Below are 19,501 nucleotides of genomic sequence, written 5' to 3'. Positions count from 1 at the left end.
GTCCGAGTATGCCTTGAACGAATCGTCAATAGTCGTCGTCACAAAGCAGGAACCGTATTTAATTATAGACTCCTTGACGATGGTGTCCATATCTTCTACCGTATCTTCAGCCAATCCGTCCGGGCCGTAAACACAGACCGAATTCTGGTCGAACATATACTCTCTCCAGGAAGAAATTTTATACTGCCTGGGATTGTCGCGGCAGGTTCCGGCTGCGGCCTGGTATGGCTCGTCGACCTCCAGCACAGCTCCCTGAGTGCGGTAAAGCTCCAAATCGCTGACATAGCCTCCATAGCAGTTATCCCCGTTAGGGTTGCAGTTCATCAGGTCCTGCTCAGACAAGTCTTCCAGTTTTCCGCAATTGATTGCCACTGCAGTCTCCATGCAGGCCAATAAGGCAAAGGCCCAGCAACTGCCGCACTGCCCCTGGTTTCTTACAGGAGTCACCACATCGTCAGCGCGCCTGTCGACTTCTTTGGGCAGTTGAACCCGGTCGGCAGCGTTCAGGGAGGTCGTCAGACCGCTGTGCTGGTTTTTCTCCCGCCACCTGATCTGCTTCCTGATTTCAGCACAGGTTTCCTTCCTGTATTCCTCATAATCAACCTGGCTGGAATATTGATAGGGAGGAATCGCTTTTGGGGACACATGGAAAGCCCCGCCATGCTCTGCGGCGATTTTCACAGCATTGGTAAAAATAGCCTGTTTCTGGCTTTCAGAATATCTATAAGAGCCGCTGTCGTTTTCACTTGCCAGAATACAGACGGAATAAATCAGAATCAGAAAGCAGATAAATTTCATGCCCCCCCTTATACTCGATACTCTTGCAGCCCTGATTTCATTATAGGAAAATCCTGTCAAAATCCTGTCAGGGAATTGTAAAACAAATGTAAATATTCAGGTCTGATAAAGTTTCAGAAAAAAGACTTCACGAATGCAGCAAAATGAGATCAAGTATTTTTGATATAATGACAGATAAGTAGAATTCGCCTCTTTACAAATCAAGGGGGACTAAATGAAAGCTCCTTTATGGCAATTGTTAACTTTTTTTCTGCTGCTCCCGGCTCTCCTGACTGCAGCCGCGAATCCGGACACCCTGGAGAAAGCCCTGTTCGAGCATTATGTGCTCCAGGATACTGCCTCAGCCAGCGCAGATTACAAGACCTTTCTCAATGACACGAAAAAAAAGAAGAGCGACGGGTTTCAGGAGAAGGCTCAAGAAAGTTATAATGAACTCCTGAAATACCAGACCAGCGAGATTTCACCGTCTCCATCATACGGGGACGCCTTTGTTCAACAAATCATCAGTGATCCAGAGACATTAAACCCCTTGCTGCTGGTTAGTTCAAACACAGTCGACATGCTGGCCTTGATTTTCGACCCCTTGACTCGAATCAATGGTGATCTGACAATATCTCCAGCCTTAGCTGATTCATGGGAAACATCGGCAGACAACATGGAAATTACCTATTACTTGAAAAAAGGCATTCTCTGGCATGATGGAGCACCCTTTACAGCAGATGATGTCAAGTTCACTTTTGAAAAGATTCTTGATCCGGAATCGGGAAGTCCTTTGCAAAATTTTTATCAGGATGTAGATACAGTCGAAGTCGTCGACTCCCATGAAGTAAAAATATTCATGAAAAAGCCCACTATGGATCTCCCGGTGAGCATAGATACCATGATAATTCCAAAGCATGTTTTTGAAAAAGAGAATTTCAAGGCCTCTGAATACAACAGGCGTCCCATTGGAACAGGCCTGTTCGAATTCCTGGTATGGCAGCCCGGCGAACAGGTCGTACTGGTGTCTAATCCGGATTATTTCGCAGGGAGGCCATTTCTGGACAGGGTGATCTATAAAATTATCCCAGATAATTCATCAGCCTTTCTTTCTTTGTTGAGAGGTGAACTGGATGTGATGATGCTCACGCCTGATCAATATACGAAACAGGCCAGCTCAAAGGAATTCAGAGATAAGTTCTATATATATAGCTGCCCTTCGTTTGCCTTTTCGTGTGTCGCATATAACCTGAACCATCCGATCCTGAAGGACAGGAATATCCGTCAGGCCCTGACAATCGCCATTGACCGTCAGAGCATCATCGACAAAGCGCGCTATGGCTTTGGAAAGCCTGTCTTAACTGAAGTTCTGCCTACACACTGGGCTTGCGACAAATCGCTTGCTCCATATCCCTATGATCCGGGACTATCAAAAAAAAATCTGGCAGCAGCCGGATGGAAAGACGAAGATGGCGACGGGATCCTGGAGCAGGCTGGAATGAAATTCACGCTGGAACTTCTCGTCCCTCCCAGTGGTAAACTCTTGGCGGATATCATCAGAGATTACTGGAAGGCAGTAGGGATTGACGTGAAGATCCGATTACTTGAAGGTACGAAATATTTAGAACAAGAATTTCAGCATAACTTTCAAGCTTCCATTTCGGGTTGGGTGCAAAACTGTTTATGTTATGATCCATACGGATTATGGCATTCTTCGCAGATACCTGAGAAAAACAATGGTTACTCAGGAGCTAATTTCATTTCTTACCGCAACCCTGAAATTGACCGGTTATGCGAACTCAGCCGCATCACATTTGACAGAATAAAACTGAAGGAAATATATTACAAGATTCAGGCTATTATTCATAAGGATCAGCCTTATACTTTTCTCTATACCACTGATATTATTTATGCAGTAAGCAAACGCTTTCACGGCATCGAGGCGGCTCCTGCAGGCATTTTTTATAATTTTCCTCACTGGTATGTGCCGGAAGAGCTGCAGAAATATTAAATTTCAATTGATCTCAGTAATTGTAGTCAAACTGGCTTCTGCGGTAAATCGTACCATCGCCATTGAGTTCCATCTTCGCTGATCCGTATTTCAGGCGCATGTATCCCTCTTCACCCCAGTCTGTCCCCCAGGAGTTCTTTATGATCCAGTATCCTTCCCGGTCATTCCAGCCAATCAGCATAACTGCATGGTCAGTGTGAACAGAGTCGTCAGGAACATGATTGAAAATTCCGCCTTCATAACTCATGATCGCTTCGTCGCAGATGAGATAGACACAGCATCCGCCGTAATTGAAGATCACCCGCTTGATGAAGTCTTCGCCGGTCGTGTTGACCATGCCGTATTCGCCTTTATTGGTGTACCAGACTACTCCGTTACCTTCGATGACTGCACCCCATGATTCCAGCAGGGCCTGGGTTTCCTTGTCCAGCGGGAAAACGAAGCGGAACAGATAATCATTCTTTTCGATGCAGGGCAGGTTTTTGCATGTTTCGACATTTCCCACATAAGGTAACTCGGATTCCAGCACGAAGCCCCTGTTTACCACCAGATCCCAGGGGGATATCTTGTCGTCGCCCACACTGCCCTGGACTTGCACACAGTTGACCAGTAACTGCTCGGACAGGTCGTACATTTTTCCTGAGCCTTTGGCGATTGCAGCCTCGCAGATGCCGGCCAGGGCAAAGTACCAGCAGTTGCCGAAGTTACCCTGGTTTTTGGGAGTGGAAATGATCCCTGCATCCCGTTGATCGAACTCTTTTGGGAGCTGGACTGGCTTCGGGAGCACCGGGGTGAAGGTCTGCCGTCCTGACTTCCTGTAATCTTCCGCCAGCCGGGCAGAGAATTCCCTGGCCTCCCTGGCCAGATTATCTTTCCTGTCCTGCAATGCTGTGTCATCAATCAGGGCCTGCGGTATCGCTTTTACTGAGACGCGGTAGGAATTGCCGTCCAGAGTGGCTTCCTGAAGTGCCCTGGCATAGATATCCATTTTCTGGCTGTATGAAAGACATAAGGTTTGAGTTTCTGCTTGAAGAGCATTGAGTGAAAAAGAGAAAAACAGGAGAAAACAGATACTGTTCTTCATGCACCCTCCCTACTCCATACTTCCAAGATATCTTCCGGAAAAAAGTTATCAACATCCGGTCAGAGGCCGGTGGCCCGTACCGAGAGGCGTTCCAGCTCATTAATCATGGCCGTGTTGCCTGAATACACGTTATTCGTAATGCAATGGATGGCCCCGCCCCCCTCGATGATCTTGCTGCAATCAAAGCCTTTTACCGTATAACCTGGCATGAGCCTGCGGTAAGTTTCAAGCGCTTCCTCGTCAGTGGGTATGTTATACACAGGCACAAGGATCTTCCTGTTCACGATCAGAGAGTTCACGTAACTGAGGGTGGTAACATAACCTTGAAATTGACTTTCCTTATACTGGGGCATGACGATCCGTTCAATGCGGTATTTTTTACCTGCCAAGTCCCTCACTTCTGCCAGGGTTTTACAGTTTTCCTCCAATATTTCCCGGTTTCCCTGGACCGCATCGGCATCATTCCTGTATTCACCCAGGAGCAGGAGGTTGTAACCTAACAGCTTGCAGTAAAGATCGATATGCCCGGTCATTTCCTTTTTCAAGGGCTTTAAAAAAACCAGTTGTTCCACATTGTAGAAATCGCGGTACACATTCCTGATCTCCTCTTCGCTTTCGGAGAACGGATACTCCTCGTACCAGGAACTGAAAGCTGTGCCGTGTCCGTCGAACATCTGATTCCCGCCCGCTTCGCTGAATGCCATTATGTGAAGACCGCCCGGGAGCTGGTTGTAGAGGGCCAGGGCGCAGTCCTCCCCCATGTAGTCGACCAGGATCTTCTCTGATGTGCCGTCATCATGCACGACCCACTGTGCACCCCAGTCCCTTACCCAGATGAAATAGTTCCCGGTCAGGAAACGGACATTGGCCAGATTAATGCCTTTCTGCTCCATCTTTCCTTTCATGTCAGCCTGGTTTTCGCAGCAGAAATACACGAGTGTATCTTCAGCGATAAAGGCGGTCATGGCAAGCTGCAGGTCTTCGGTGCTTTGGTTGTAGCAGAGGATCACGCCTTCAGCCGTATCAAACTCGGCTGCAGTGTAGAAGTTCCCCTGTGGAACGCTGAGCGACCTGAATTGGGGGTTGATCCGGCCTGTAAGCCCGACTTTCTTTAGAAAATCAGCGTGGTTCTCGATCTGGGAGCCGTAAAGCACTACGGAAATAAACAGGAACTGTAAGACTGCTTTTTTCATGCCCCCCCCTTATACTCAATACTCCTGGGCTCTGATTTCATTATAGGAAAATCCTGTCAAAATCCTGTCAGGGAATTGTAAAATAAATGTAAAGATTCAGGCCATCCTTCATGAAGACCAGCCCTATACATTCCTCTATACCCCTGATGATGTTTATGCGGTAAGCAAACGTATCCACGGAATCGAGATCGCTCCTGCAGGAATTTTCTATAATTTGCCTTACTGGTACGTGCCAGAGGAATTGCAGAAGTATAAATAAATCAGGCTTATCCATATTTTCCGGTTTTGAAACCGGTCTGTTCAGATAGATGGACTGCAGGTTGTTTCCAGGGAGTATTCTGTATTCGCTTGAGTTGCATCCAGGCAATATGCAACAATCACCACTTTCTTGACTGTGCCTTTGAAATGCTCCAGACTAAATTCCCAGGTGCTTTTTTTGAATTCCACAACCTTGTTTTCAGAGTCACCAAGCAGGATCAGGCGCACGGGATAGGCGTAATTTGAGCGGAATTTCAGATTCAGGGTTCCCGGAGCCTGGGCATCGATTTCCAGATAATTGATACCCAGATATCCAGGTGTGTCTGTATCGATCACCTCGCTTGCAGTGCTGCCGGCAGAGATTTTTTTCAGAATTTTCAGATCCGGAAATCTGCTTCCGTCCTCGTAATTTTCCTTTTTCAGATAAAGGGATACAGCGAAATCACCATAAAATTTTTCCAGCTTGTCGCCAAGTGTATTTACAAGAGCAAGAGTCTGATCCTGGTCTATTTCAAACCTTTCCCAGAGGGATTTAACCATGGCAGGATTGAATTTCTCGCTCAGGAAGAGCGGTAGAACGACATAACCGTATGTTCTGCAGGCAATATCAAGCTGAGGCTCTATTAATGGAGAGTTTTCATATGAGAGGAAGCCAAGATAGCCGTTGACCTCAGGATACACATACTCTTCCGCCCAAGTGGCAGTTGGTTCGCAGATACAGGTGCTGTAGTCCCTTCCGGCCAGAAAATACATGAGCTGACAGGCATGCATGAATTCATGCGCACATGTCACCTTGAGATCACCTGTCTCTCTGTCACAATCATCATTCGGCATGTAATATTCCCCGCTAAAATCATTGTCAATTTCTATATAGGAGTCAGTAGATCCGTCAGCTAAGTCTTCAACTTTAGTCACTCCACAGGCCCCATCTCCCAGATCTTTGATGAATATCTGATAAGGGATTTTCGGCGCTTTCATGGCCAGCTTTCCGGTTTCATCCGACCAGGATTTTTCCAGGAACAGACCAGCATTGACCACAAATTCAGGGTGCTCCATGCCGTCGACTCCTACGACAGTCAGGTCAGTTTCGGCTGGCGCGTCCTCACCGGACATGGTGTAGTGAATTTCAAAATGAGAAGTCCTGTAAATCACTGCATCTTCTGCCCTGCTGCCTCTGCCGGCAAGCTGGTAGATATTGCCTCTGCTGTATTTCAGAATGTCTTCCTGCACTGCAGGATAAAGTTTATTCCAGGACCTTGCGACTTCCAGGAAGAAGCAGGTCAGTGAACCTTGCCGGATGTTATGGCAGAAGCTCCTGTCAGCATCACCATAGATCGATCTGACTGTAAGCAAAATCCGCTTCTGTTCTTCTCTGGAAAGATACTTGGTCTTGGCTGTTTCGATTCTGGACAGCTGATGTTTTATGTAATCGACTTTGAAATTTTTTCCGGTCAGTTGTGAATTGAGGACTGCAGCAGTGAGATTTTCCAGAATCGGTCTCAAGGAATCATCTGCAGCATGGATCGAGATGTAATCCTGGAAACAGGAAAAGTTCTGATCGCATTCCGTTATTTTCCGGCAGATTTTTTCAATCTGGGTTTCAGATCGGTTTTCCAACTCCATAGTCTGCAGATTCAGACTTTCAGTCGCAGAAATGGCCTGCTGATAGATATTGGAAAAGAACTGAATATTTTCTGAGATGGTCTCAGCTTGAAGGACTTTAACAAAAAACAACAAAGCTGTGAAGGGAGCAACAGCAAACCCGGATACTCGCATACTGCCCCCCCTTTTTAAGAAATCTTCCCCCGCCTGCTCCAACCCTTTCCCTGGTTCAGACCGGGTGTGCTTCAACTTCCTATATTTCTCTATAAAATAATTATGATTCAGGACTTTAAAAAAGCTGTCAAAAACATGTAAAATAAATGTAAATAAAACTGAATATTAAAGGAATGATGTATCAGTGTGGAAAAGTCTGAATGCTTTTGGCCTGAAATTACTGACTATTTCCCTGCTGCTCCCTGCCCTTCTGGCTGCCGCCACAAATGCTGACCAGCTGGATAAAGCCCTGTTCGAGCATTATGTGCTCCAGGACACTGCCTCAGCCAGCGCTGATTACAAGTCCTTTCTCAATGACCCGAAAAAATCCAGTGATGGAAGGGTTCTTGAGAAGGTCGAGGGCAGCTACAATGAATTACTGAAGAAGCAGACCAGTGAGATTGCATTGTCTCCGTCTTACGGGGATACAATCGTTGAACCATCACTTGAGCCTGTCACTCTTAACCCTCTGATTGCAGATGACACTCCATCTCAGGATATTTGTAATTTGATCATGGACGGGCTGGCTGACTATGACAAAAACAATGAATTGATTCCCGAACTGGCAGAATCATGGGAAATATCAGCTGACCATGCTGCGGTCATCTACCATCTGAGAAAAAATGTCCGCTGGCATGACGGAACCATTTTTACCGCAGAAGATGTCAAATTCACCTGCGAAAAAATAATGGATCCAGCAGTAGGAAGTGTCTATAGAAGCTTCTTCGCTGATGTAATCACAGTAGAAATAATTGATTCTCATACTGTCAGGATCGCCTGCAGCAAACCGGATATATATCTGATTGACCACCTCTCTCCTGTGATTATTCCCAGACATATCTATGAAAAAGTGAATCTCAGGACCTCGGAATATAACCGCCATCCTATAGGTACAGGTCCGTTCAGATTTTTACAGTGGCAGGCAGGCGAACAGATAGTGCTGGAAGCAAATCCTGATTATTACGGAGGAAGACCTTTTTGTACCCGTGTAATCTACAAAATCTCTCCAGACGATTCCATGACTTTTTTGTCGTTGCTGAGGGGTGATATTGATATGATGGGGCTGACTCAAGACCAATTCACGAAGCAGGCTAATACAGAAGAATTTAAAAAAAAGTTCAACTTGTTCGCTTATCCTTCAACACATGATTATGACTTCATCGCCTATAACCTGAATCTGCCTCTTTTAAAAGACAGGAACATCAGGCAGGCCTTGACTATGGCCATTAACCGCCAGGAGATCATTGACAAGGTGCTGTATGGCTTTGGAGTACCTATTGCAAGCTGCTTTCTTCCTTCCCACTGGGCTTGTGACAAAGCGCTCCCCCCATTTCCGTACGATCCTGCGCTCTCCAGAAAAATCCTGGCTGCAGCAGGCTGGAAAGACGAGGATCAGGATGGGATCCTGGAAAAAGATGGTACTGAATTTGACTTGAGATTGACTTTCAACAACCTCTCAACCAGAAAGTTAGTCGCCGAACTGGTCAGGGATTACTGGAAAACAGTTGGGATCAAGGTGACTCTCCTGACACTTGAATGGACGGAATACATTAAACAGATGGATGAGAAAAAATTTCAGGTTTGCTTAGCCGGCTGGACTCTTGATACTAACAGTGATCCAAACCAATACTGGCATTCCTCTCGAATTCCTGATGAAAAGAATAATTATGGTGGATTCAATTTCATTTCCTATGTTAACCCTGAGGTAGACCGGCTCTGCGAGCTCAGCCGTTCCACTTTTGACAGGGAAAAGCTCAAGCAGATATATTACAGGCTGCAGGCCATAATATCCGAAGATCAGCCTTATACTTTCCTCTATGCCCCCGACATCATCTGGGCTGTTGACAAGCGCATCCAAGGGATCGGGATCGCTCCTGCCGGCATTTTCTACAATTTCCCCCACTGGTATGTACCTGAGGGTATGCAGAAGTATAAGTAAGAAGAACTCGCTGAAATCTTTGTTCGTAATGCGAAAATGAAAAAGGGGCTGTTCAAAAAGTCGGACAGCCCCGATAATTTATTAAAAAATTTGTTATTTCAACAATTCACCTGTCACTGCATTCACCCGCACTGCAAATCTTCTTCCGCTCCTGAACGTGTAGCAGGGAACGAGTGCACTGCCGACGCTGGATCCGCAGGAAACTGAGCAGTAGCCAAGACTCCAGTGATTGTAGTTTATCTTTCTGCCGTTTTTCAAGGCTGAACCGATCGCTCCAGCCGATTTGCTTAATGCCTGTGCAGGGGAAAGCAATTTAAAACCCTGAGGCGGCATTTCCGTTATGACTCTCCAGATGCGGCAGCAGGCTATTACACCACTGTCGTTTGACAGAACGTTGATGCTGTCGCAATTATGCCCTGCGATTCTGAATCCGTTCCAGACCCTGCAGAAATGGAAGTAATAATAGAGTATTTCCTTCTTCCCTTCTCCGTCAGTTCCATAGATCGGTCTGATGAAAGATAGAGCAGCATCCGCAGGCAGCCCGCCGTGATTTTCGATGAACTGCAGAACCCCGACATAAGAGTCTTTGCGGCTCATTTTCATTGGTCTCGTGTCAGCTTTTCCAGCATTGGAAGGTGAACTGATTTCAATTCCGATATTGAGAGATGATGCTGTCGATTCTGTCAGCACAGGCATTTCCTGTATAGTGAAATCTTTTTTAACCTTGAAGGAGCAACTGACATTTTCACTCAAATGGCAGCTTCCACTCATAATGGAAGCTATGCCATCGCTGTCATTGTCAGGACCGGGATCAATAGGATCAGGATCAATCTCAGGATCGGGTTCAATCTCAGGATCGGGTTCAATCTCAGGATCGGGTTCAATCTCAGGATCGGGTTCAATCTCAGGATCGGGTTCAATCTCAGGATCGGGTTCAGGATTAGGATTGGGATTAGGATTAGGATTAGGATTGGGATGAGGCGCAGGATTGGGATGAGGTGCAGGATTAGGATTGGGCGCAGGATTAGGATTGGGCGCAGGATTGGGATTGGGTGCAGGATTGGGATTGGGCGCAGGATTGGGATTAGGTGCAGGATTGGGATTAGGTGCAGGATTGGGATTCGCATTAAGTAACTTAAGCAGTTGAGCACCTTGCGCCTGTGTCAGCGTTTTTGCTTTCACAGCTGCATTTATGGAATTGATCAGGGCATTACGAATCATTTGCTTGGCCTGCGCAGGGACTGTTGCCGGAAGCTGCAGATAATTCTTCACCAGATTCATGTATGCCTGAAAATCCTGGGCGCCTCTATAATCTTCTGCATAAGAGGCAGCGGTGCACACTACACTCAGTGCCAGAAAGAGAATAAATTTACACTTCATACTTCCCCCTTTATACTTGATGCTTTTGTAGTCCTGATTTTATTATAAAAAAATCCTGTCAAAAACCTGTCAGGGAAATGTAAAACAAATGTAAAATCCTTGATATAATATGTAATAATAATACCGATGGAGAATGATTCTGATAGCTCCCGGACTGAAATTATTGACGGTTTTTCTGCTGTTTCCGGTCCTTCTGGCTGCAACTACTGATGCTGACCCGCTGTATAAAGCCCTGTTCGAGCATTATGTGCTCCAGGATACTGCCTCAGCCAGCGCAGACTACAAGACCTTTCTCAATGATTCGAAAAAAAACAGGGACAGCATTCTGGAGAAAGCTGAGAATAGTTTCAATGAACTGCTGAAAAACCAGACAAGCGAAATTTCACAGTCCCCGTCTTATGGGGATACTATCATTGAGTCTACTATTGCTGAAACGATCACCCTCAACCCCTTGCTTTCAACTGACGATGCTTCCACAGATGTGAGTTACATGATTTTCGATACCCTGACGAACCTGGGGAAAAATTTAGAACTTACTCCAAGCCTTGCGGCATCCTGGGAGATTTCATCGGACTGCACAGTCATCACCTTTTTCCTGAGAAAAAAAGTCCGCTGGCAGGATGGGGTGGATTTTACCGCAGAGGACGTCAGGTTCACCCTGGAAAAAATCCTGGATCCTAAGGTCGAGAGCCCCCTGAGAGTTTATTTGACGGATTTAACAGATGCAGCAACTTTTGAAACCATTGATCCTTACACGATCAAAATCTCCTGCAGGAAACCGAGCCCATATCTCGCAGATTGGATCAATCCCCCAATCATTCCCAAGCATCTTTTTGATAAAGAGGATTTCGGGTCCTCGGCCAATAATCTGCATCCGGTCGGAACTGGCCCTTACAGATTCGTTGAATGGAGCAAGGGAGAAAAAATCGTGCTGGAGGCTAATCCGGACTATTTTGGGGGAAGACCCTTTCTTGACCGGATAATCATCAAAACCATTCCTGATGATTCGGCGACCTTGATTTCACTGCTGCGCGGGGATCTGGACCTGATGCAACTCTCCCCGGATCAATATTTCAAGCAGGCCAGTTCCAAGGAATTCCTCGAACGGTTCAGGGTATTCACCTATCCTGCGAATTCTTCCTATTCATTCATCGGTTACAACTTGAACCATCCGGTCTTGAAGGACAAGAAAACAAGACAGGCTTTGACTCTCGCAATCAACCGCAGGGAAATCGTCGATAAGGTGCTTTACAGTTTCGGAACCCTTACCTGTGGTGATTTCGCGCCTTCCCACTGGGCCTGCAACAAATCGCTTATCCCCTATCCATTTGATCCACAGGCAGCAAGGAAGGTCTTGGCTGATGCCGGATGGAAAGATGATGACGGAGACGGAATCCTGGAGCAGAAAGGAGTGAAGTTCAACCTGGAAATAAACATCAATGTTGGCAATCCTGTAAGAAAACTCATTGTAGAGATGGTGAGGGATTACTGGAAAACGATCGGAATCGAGACGAAGATCAATATACTGGAATGGGAAGAATACCTGAAACGATCAACTGAGAAGAACTTCCAGGTCCACATAGGAGGATGGGGGCTGTCCAACACCCATGATCCTTATGGGATATGGCATTCCTCACAGATCCCAGATAAAAAGAATGGATTTTCAGGATTCAATTTTATTTCATATAATAACCCTGAAGCAGACAGGCTCTGTGAACTGGGACACGCCACCATGGACCGGGAAAAACTCAGGGAGATTTTTTGCCGGTTACAGGCCGTGATACATGAAGATCAGCCGTATACATTCCTCTACATCCCAAATGAAATCTGGGCTGTAGCCAAGCGCATCCAAGGGATAGAACCGGCTCCTGCCGGTATTTTCTATAATTTCCCCCACTGGTACGTGCCTGAAGAATTGCAGAAGTATAAATAAGCCGGATTTTACATTCATTTTACAGGTTCCTCATTAGTCCTTTACAACAGCACATTATAATCAAATTAGAGGGTGAAGAATGGCATATGCATAACAATAAATTCATTGGATTCAGCCGGTTCATTCCACTCCTGCCAGTGCTGCTCATGTCGCTGAGGGTTGATTGTGCTGTTCTGGAAACTGCCGGTCTGACCCTGGAAGTTCCGCTGCAGGAACAGATCCGTCTGGCCATGATAACAGGCGAAACTACCCTGCTCGGAAACCTGATCGACAGGATTGCAGATAAGACAACTGAAGTTCTCCTGTCTGCATTTAATACAGGGATCCAAGCCAGAAGACTTGATGTGCTGAAATATCTGCTGGGAAGAGCAGAATTCCCGGCCAGAGATTTCAGCAAGGAAAGTGACTCTGATCTTTACTCCTTACTTAACGATTCACAGGATGAAGGACTGCTCAGGCTGATGCTGAAAAAAGGGGCTGTCAAGCTCCATCGCGAAATCGTGCCTGCAATCCACAGCATCGATCTGGCGGCTGAGCTGAAGCTGGATTCGTGGAAAAAAAGTAATCATTATAGTCCTCTCTGCTATGTAAAAAGTCCTGAAGTGGCCCAGTATTTAATTGATCACGGATATTCGCCAAAAACGGATTATCCGTCATCCAGTCCTTTGACCGAGGTGGATAGAGTGGATGTGGCGGAAGTACTGATCAGTAACGGTGCGGAATACAGGTTCCAGTTTCCCGCACCAATGGATCAAACAGGAGAAGTCTGCCACTGGAAGCACTGGTCGAGTCAAACTCTACCGCATGTGAAAACCAGGGAAATCGCAGAACTGCTGATCGAGAGAGGCTGCAGATACGATTTTCCGGATTACACTGGTTATTATCCAATCCATTGTGGAAGCATCACTCCAACTGTACTCATACTGCTGCTTGAACTGGGACTATCTCCGGATCTTCTTGACGGGTTCGGGATTCCGCCTCTTTTTTATTTTACCAGCCAGCCGGAAAAAGCGCGGATTCTTCTATCCCACGGGGCTGACCCGATGCTCAGAAAGTCACGCTGGAATATAGACATTTCCGAACAATACAGCTCAACTCTTGAAATTTCAGCACATATAAAATCATACGAATCCCGGAAACAGGACAGGAATGCAGTTGAAAAACCAGGATACACCCTGCTGCATTGCGCGGGAAACGGCGATTTTGTCCGCCTGATAGTGGAGGCAGGTCTTGATCCCAATGTGCGGGGTGGAGAATACGGCGAAACTCCGCTGCATACTGTTACTGATCCTGGAGCTTTGTCAGCGCTGATCGAAGCCGGAGCTGATGTAAATGCCAGAGACAGCCTTGGAGATACCCCGATTTTCAACAGAGCACTGAATCTTGCTGGTCTCAAATGCCTGATCAAGTATGGAGCAGATCCAGAAGCGAAAAACAGCAAAGGTGCGGGTGTGATGGAAATGCATCTGGATGCTGAATGCCAGGAATATCTGAAACAATTCTGCAGAGAAGAAACTCCGCCTTTTTCCCGGAACATATGCATAACTTGCAATCCCTTTGCTTTCCAGGAAGCAGTGGCAAACGGAGCTAATATCCTGGAGCCTTTTGATTTCAGCGCTGAAAAGGATGAATGGTTTCAAAAACGGGATGGGCTGTTGCCTCTGCTCGAACTGCTTAAAAATCGCCGTTGTAATATAGATCATGGAGAAAGCTTCTGCTGCGATCAGGTTTATTTCACCCTGATCCAGAAATTCCTGGATCAGGGCGGAGATCCGCAGATCACTGATAGAGAAGGCCGGACTCTGCTGGCACTCTGCCCCAGGATCGAAGCCGCCAGAATGCTAGAAAAAAAGGGATTCAATTTTAGAAGCACGATCGGCCTGGTGCTTGACAACGCAGTACAGGAAAACGGGAATGAGGATTTTGTGCGTTATCTTCTGAAAAAAGGCGGACTCGGGCTCAGAGAGGCTGAAAAAGTCTATCCGAACGGCACAAGCCACAGAATTATTCCATTGACGTTGTGCCTGCCTGAATATATTGAAATGCTTGTCCAAGCCGGATTTTCACCTGACGCAATTGATTTCGGCATGACCCCATTAACCTACGCAGTGGAAATGTTTTATCATCCGGGCTACCTTCAGAAAACAGAAAAACTGATCGCAGCAGGTGCAGATATCAACTTGGCTGACGGATCAGGGTTAACTCCACTGCATTATGCGGTGTATTTTTACTGCCGGGATATGGCAGCAGATAATTACGGAACCCTTGCTGACGAAGCGCTTCAGATTCTGAAAGTCCTGCGGGACGGAGGTGCAGACCCCAGGGCAAAAAACAGAGACGGGGATACAGCATTGGATATGTTGAGGAAAAGCTGCCAGGAAGAAGAAATAGCTATTGTCGGCAAGGTTGCGGAGATCGCTAAAATGCTGGAATAGTCAACTCATGATCGAGTTTTCTGATACATTGCATTTGATGAATTCAGCTTTTCATATTAAAGACCACATGTTGTACCTCCCAGCTTAATACTGATTTCATTATAGTCATCATAGCAACGGAATGTCAGTTGCATCTTGTTGCATTCAATATATTTCACCTTGGATCCCCGCATCTGAGATCAAATCTCTTCTAATTTCATCATTAATACAACCTGATGCAACTGTCAGAACCGATCTGATCTTTTTATAATTACTTTAAGGATTGCAAAGTAGACATGCGCGTCAATCAAGCGCTGAGGAGGCAGTATGGAGTATAACCTTCCAATGGCTTTGAGAGGCAGTTTTCTCGGAATAGCAAGTATTTTTCTGCTGCTCTGGAGCTACAGGGATTCCCGCCAGGTCAATCAGCATAAAATTGAGTTCAGGCAGTGGGTTCACAACCGGATCGAGCTGAAGATGGATGACGATGGTCTGCTGAGCCTGGAAGCATTGTAGATTCAGGGGGACCTTGCAAAATGTTCATTCTAATTAGTAGAATCCTGTTATGCCGGATCAGGGAAATAAAAACGACTCCTTCCGCACCGACCGCAGCCGGGATTTCGAGATTTTAAGGAATCGGGTCAATTGCACTGGCTGCGTGTTCATCGTAGGGCTTCCAGGGATGGGAAAATCCGTGCTGCTCAATGAGCTCGCCATTCATCTCCAGGTGGAAGGAAAATTCCCGAATCAGGTGAGCCTGATCCACTGCAGGAATGGCTGGAATGCAGGGGATTTCTATGCCGCAATCCTGGACCGTTTGAATTCACTGACAGGTAAGATGGAAAACAATGGAGTAGAGATCGATCCCCAGCAGATCGCTGAGAGGATCGACGAACTTCCGATGGCCCTGCTGATCGATGATTTTCAATATGTGGAAGACAGCCTGACCAGGAGCCTGGTGGAAGCAACCCATGAAATGCGGTCCGGGAAGCTTATCATCGCCTCGCGGATCGTGCCGGAGCTGGGAACCCTGGCTTCAGCCGGTGTCTATACCCACATTCTTAAGTATCTGGATCGTGAAGAATCGGGCTCCATGGTGACAAGGCTTTTGTCTTTTCACGGATACGAGCAAGGGGCAGGAAAATTAACAGAAGTGCTGTTCAGACTGACAGGAGGACATCCACTGCTGGTGAAGCTCCTGATCGGACTGGTGGTTTCAGGGAAAAACACAGTCCGGAATCTGGACCTGCTGGAGCACGCCATGCAGGAGAAATCTGAGGAATACTTCAATTCCATGTTCTGGGCTGGACTGGATGTACACTCGGTTTCTCTGCTTAGAACTTTCAGTCTGCTAAGGATTCCGGTCAATCAGGATTCTATCCTTGAAATGCACCCTGAAACAGACCATGTTATCCTCGCTTCGCTCAGAAAGCAGGGACTGCTGGAATTCGACCTGGAGGGAAATTACTGGATGCACGATGTGCTCAGGCAATTCGTCAGTCACAAGATGACGCAGGCGGAAATCAGTAAGTTGCATGGCCGGATAGGAGAATCACTGCATTCGGCAGGTCAGGCGAGCATGGAAATGCTGCGCGAGGCTTATTATCAGTTCGTGAGATCAGGGAAACTGGACCGCGCCGCTCAGATGCTTGTGGAGCTTGTGGAAGTCAACCATCTGACTGAGGACCAGCCCCAGGATCTGCTGCCTCTGTTGCGTGACGCCATAGAAACCCTGGGGATCAGAAGCGAGGAACTGAATTACGCTTATGTCAAGCAACTGGCCATGTTAAACCAGGATGAGGCAGAGAAGATCATCCATGGAATCAGCGGGTGGAGGCGCCATGATCTGTCAGGTGTCGTCTGCTACAATCGTTCTGATTTTCCGCATGCCAGGGAGCACTTTGAAAAAGCACTCGCCTGCTGCGACTCGGAAAAAAACAGATTGCTTGCCAGGCTCCAGATCGCCATCTGCCTTACTCTCTGCGGTGACAATCCTGGTGCAGAAAATATTCTGAAATCCATGGCTCAAGAGCGGCTTCTGGAAGAAAACGAGATCCTGAAAATCAAGTTCTACTGCTGGGGATCAGTGATCAAGCTCTATACAGAGAAGCCCGACGAGGCACTGGATTACGCCCGGAAAGCTGAGATACTCTGCCGGAAGAACAGGACTGAAAGCCTTTTGAACATCGCCATCGGCCGTCAGGGGGTGGCCCTCTGCCGGATGGGTGAATACCCAGAAGCGGAAAGACTTATGCTGGATGGGCTGGAAATGGGCCAAAGACGCGGCAACCTTCTTAGGCAGCTCGGGGCATATTCTTCGCTCGGATATCTGAAAGTCCTTACCCGGAATTATGAAGAGGCATTGGATTATGAGAACAGAGCCCTGGAAATCAGCCTGATTGTAAAAGACAGCGATTATGAGTTCGATACACATGCAGAGAAGGGCTATCTATTTACCTGCCTGCAGCGTTTTGCCGAAGCTGAGGCTGCCTTCGAGCAGGCGAAGGCAGCAATGATAAAATTGAACAATTCTTATTATGGGTTACTTTTCATAATCAAGAGCTCACCCTTCTTACTGGCTGCGGGACAGGCTGATAAAGCTATCTCGGAAATCATGCAAGTCAGTGACAGTCTGGATAGACTTTCTCCATCCTCGGTCGCACGGGTAAAATACTGTCTGTTCAAAGCGTTTCAACTGACAAACAGGCAGCAGGAAGCGGAAAAAACTTTCAGGGAGTTTCAGGATCTTCTCAGCAAACTCACTTCAGGTCTGGATGATGGAGTCCGTCGTTATGTCTCAGATGTGGAGCGGCTGTTAGAGCAGAAAAGAACCGGCATCTGCGTGCTCTGCAATGGTGTTACCAGACGCTTTGCTGAACCGGGTGCGCTCAGGGACCTGCGGCAGAGAAAAATGGATTTTGAAATCTTCATCGACTTTACAGAATCTGAGCTGCTGGTTGACGGAAAGCCAGTAGACCTTTTCGGGAAGACTATACTTGTTTCCCTGCTTTTTGCTTTAGCCAGAAAACCGGGACGCATTATCGGGACTCCAAAGCTTTTTGAACAGGTCTGGAAACGGAAATTTGACTATGCTGTTGACGGGAACAACTTCAGACCCACCATTTTAAGGCTGCGGAAAAAACTCGGCGATGAAAAAGGTGTGCGTTTCATCCTCACCTCTCACGACCGGGGAGGGTATTATTTTAATTCCTCAGTGAAACATTGCATAATTTTCAAGGAATAATCAGTACCGCATTTCAATACTTAGGCGAGCCTTTGGCACATATTGGTATTGAAGATTGAAAAAATCCAAACCAATTCAATAATACAACCTGATACAACTATCTGAATCGTTCAGGTGGTTTTATGATTACTTTAAGGATTGCAAAGTAGACAAGAGCGTCAATCAGGCGCTGAGGAGGAAGTATGAAGTCTAAAGTATGCGAATGTTCGTCAAGAAAATGGAGTATGTAGTTCATGGTAATCCTGTTCGTTTTACTGATGGTTTCAGCGGCAGATGCAAAATCAAAAGATAAGTTGGTCGGGGTGATCGGAGTACAGGTGGAAACCGACAAGGGCGGCAAGATCCTGACAAGCTCATTCTGCGAAACAACGGCCTGCGGATTTCAGAACATGGCCGAAGTTCTGGCAGTAACCCAGATCAATGCCAAAGAAGTGGTGAAAAATTCACTGATTCAGGCCAGAATGGCATGGAATGCACAGGCAAATGATTTAAGATCTTCAGTGGTCTGCTTCGCTATTTCACAGAAAGGCAGAAAGCTGATCCTGACCCCGGCCAGCTATCGCGATTTCAAAACCCAGAGCTCGATTCTCAGGCCTGCGATTGAAAGTGCCATTGCATTGGGCTGGTCTGGCAAGAATCTGCGGAAAGGAATTAAAACTGCAGTTAAGGCCTGGAAATGGGGAGCAGGTGAGATCAGCTATTTTGGCTTCGCTGCTGAAGCTTCATGCTTGTCAGGAAACAATAAATACATGGCTGTCTGCCGGGCTATGCAGAAAGGTGATCTAATTCGAGATGATGAGCCAGATGTCACTCCCGATGAACCTGATGTCACTCCCGATGAGCCAGATGTCACTCCCGATGAGCCAGATGTCACTCCCGATGAACCTGATGTCACTCCCGATGAGCCTGATGTCACTCCCGATGAGCCTGATGTCACTCCAGATGAGCCTGATGTCACTCCAGATGAACCTGACGTCACTCCCGATGAACCTGACAGCGACCCACCCACTGCCGAAGATCTTTCTGGGACCTGGTGGACTTCAGGCGGAGCTACGGATGGTAACACACATTGCTGGACGCCTGCAGACCCAGTCCCGAATGATGCTGATAAGTTGATCGAAATTGCAGATACATTCCTGGAAAAACTCGATGACAATAATGGAAAAGTTTGCGCTGCCATAATTGCTACAGCGCATCATGAACTGGGTACAGATCAGGATCTGGCCGACATTGGAATTGGGGCTGGAAAAGTCCTGGACTATGCCCTGGCTAAGGTGTACAAGCCCTATGCGGCGTTCCAGCAGGGCTATTCAGTGGGACAGGCATTCTCGCAAAATGATTTTCAAGGGATTTGTAAAAATTCCGAAAAATTACTTGAACTGATGGTGAAAGCCCAAAAGAGCAGCCATAAACACGCTAAATAAAACACTGAATTTCAAAACTCCCTCCATCG

At 46.8% G+C, this 19,501-nt stretch carries 12 protein-coding genes; 7 read left to right on the top strand and 5 right to left on the bottom strand.

What is annotated here, in order from left to right:
* The coding region (locus tag PHW04_15010) for a C1 family peptidase (protein MDD2717199.1) at positions 1 to 798 on the bottom strand (798 nt) is incomplete at its 3' end.
* Between the two features lie 214 nt (positions 799 to 1,012).
* On the opposite strand from PHW04_15010, the gene PHW04_15005 reads away from it, so the two are divergent.
* Complete coding sequence (locus tag PHW04_15005) at positions 1,013 to 2,788, top strand: peptide-binding protein (GenBank protein MDD2717198.1); 1,776 nt, start codon at positions 1,013 to 1,015, stop codon at positions 2,786 to 2,788.
* 13 nt (positions 2,789 to 2,801) lie between these two features.
* On the opposite strand, the gene PHW04_15000 is transcribed toward PHW04_15005, so the two are convergent.
* The 3 genes from PHW04_15000 to PHW04_14990 form a co-directional block, all read right to left on the bottom strand.
* On the bottom strand, positions 2,802 to 3,872 hold the full coding sequence (locus PHW04_15000; GenBank protein ID MDD2717197.1) for a C1 family peptidase: 1,071 nt from the start codon (positions 3,870 to 3,872) through the stop codon (positions 2,802 to 2,804).
* A 59-nt stretch (positions 3,873 to 3,931) separates the two neighbouring features.
* Positions 3,932 to 5,065, bottom strand: coding sequence for an agmatine deiminase family protein (locus PHW04_14995; protein MDD2717196.1), 1,134 nt, complete (start codon positions 5,063 to 5,065; stop codon positions 3,932 to 3,934).
* A gap of 300 nt (positions 5,066 to 5,365) precedes the next feature.
* Positions 5,366 to 7,099 carry a hypothetical protein gene (locus PHW04_14990; protein ID MDD2717195.1) on the bottom strand — a complete coding sequence of 578 codons (1,734 nt, stop codon included), beginning with the start codon at positions 7,097 to 7,099 and terminating at the stop codon, positions 5,366 to 5,368.
* Positions 7,100 to 7,283: 184 nt separating this feature from the next.
* On the opposite strand from PHW04_14990, the gene PHW04_14985 reads away from it, so the two are divergent.
* Positions 7,284 to 9,077 carry a peptide-binding protein gene (locus PHW04_14985; protein ID MDD2717194.1) on the top strand — a complete coding sequence of 598 codons (1,794 nt, stop codon included), beginning with the start codon at positions 7,284 to 7,286 and terminating at the stop codon, positions 9,075 to 9,077.
* A gap of 93 nt (positions 9,078 to 9,170) precedes the next feature.
* Here the strand turns inward: PHW04_14985 and PHW04_14980 are convergent, their stop codons facing one another.
* On the bottom strand, positions 9,171 to 10,457 hold the full coding sequence (locus PHW04_14980; GenBank protein ID MDD2717193.1) for a procyclic acidic repetitive family protein: 1,287 nt from the start codon (positions 10,455 to 10,457) through the stop codon (positions 9,171 to 9,173).
* A gap of 133 nt (positions 10,458 to 10,590) precedes the next feature.
* Here PHW04_14980 and PHW04_14975 point away from each other — a divergent pair, with 133 nt between their 5' ends.
* From PHW04_14975 to PHW04_14955, 5 genes are all read left to right on the top strand, one after another.
* On the top strand, positions 10,591 to 12,390 hold the full coding sequence (locus PHW04_14975) for a peptide-binding protein (GenBank protein ID MDD2717192.1): 1,800 nt from the start codon (positions 10,591 to 10,593) through the stop codon (positions 12,388 to 12,390).
* An 86-nt stretch (positions 12,391 to 12,476) separates the two neighbouring features.
* A complete protein-coding gene (locus tag PHW04_14970; protein MDD2717191.1) occupies positions 12,477 to 14,825 on the top strand; it encodes an ankyrin repeat domain-containing protein in 2,349 nt (782 codons plus the stop codon).
* 306 nt (positions 14,826 to 15,131) lie between these two features.
* Positions 15,132 to 15,320: a hypothetical protein gene (locus tag PHW04_14965; protein ID MDD2717190.1), complete on the top strand. Its 189-nt coding sequence runs from the start codon at positions 15,132 to 15,134 to the stop codon at positions 15,318 to 15,320.
* Between the two features lie 49 nt (positions 15,321 to 15,369).
* Positions 15,370 to 18,048 (top strand): AAA family ATPase, encoded by a 2,679-nt coding sequence (locus PHW04_14960; GenBank protein ID MDD2717189.1) that lies wholly within the window; start codon positions 15,370 to 15,372, stop codon positions 18,046 to 18,048.
* Positions 18,049 to 18,281: 233 nt separating this feature from the next.
* The gene (locus PHW04_14955) at positions 18,282 to 19,472 is read left to right on the top strand and encodes a hypothetical protein (protein ID MDD2717188.1); all 1,191 of its coding nucleotides are present in this window, start codon (positions 18,282 to 18,284) and stop codon (positions 19,470 to 19,472) included.
* The last annotated feature ends 29 nt before the right edge of the window (positions 19,473 to 19,501 follow it).

This window comes from Candidatus Wallbacteria bacterium (assembly GCA_028687545.1).
Lineage (GTDB): Bacteria > Muiribacteriota > JAQTZZ01 > JAQTZZ01 > JAQTZZ01 > JAQTZZ01.
This window is presented reverse-complemented; position numbering and strand designations above follow the sequence as displayed.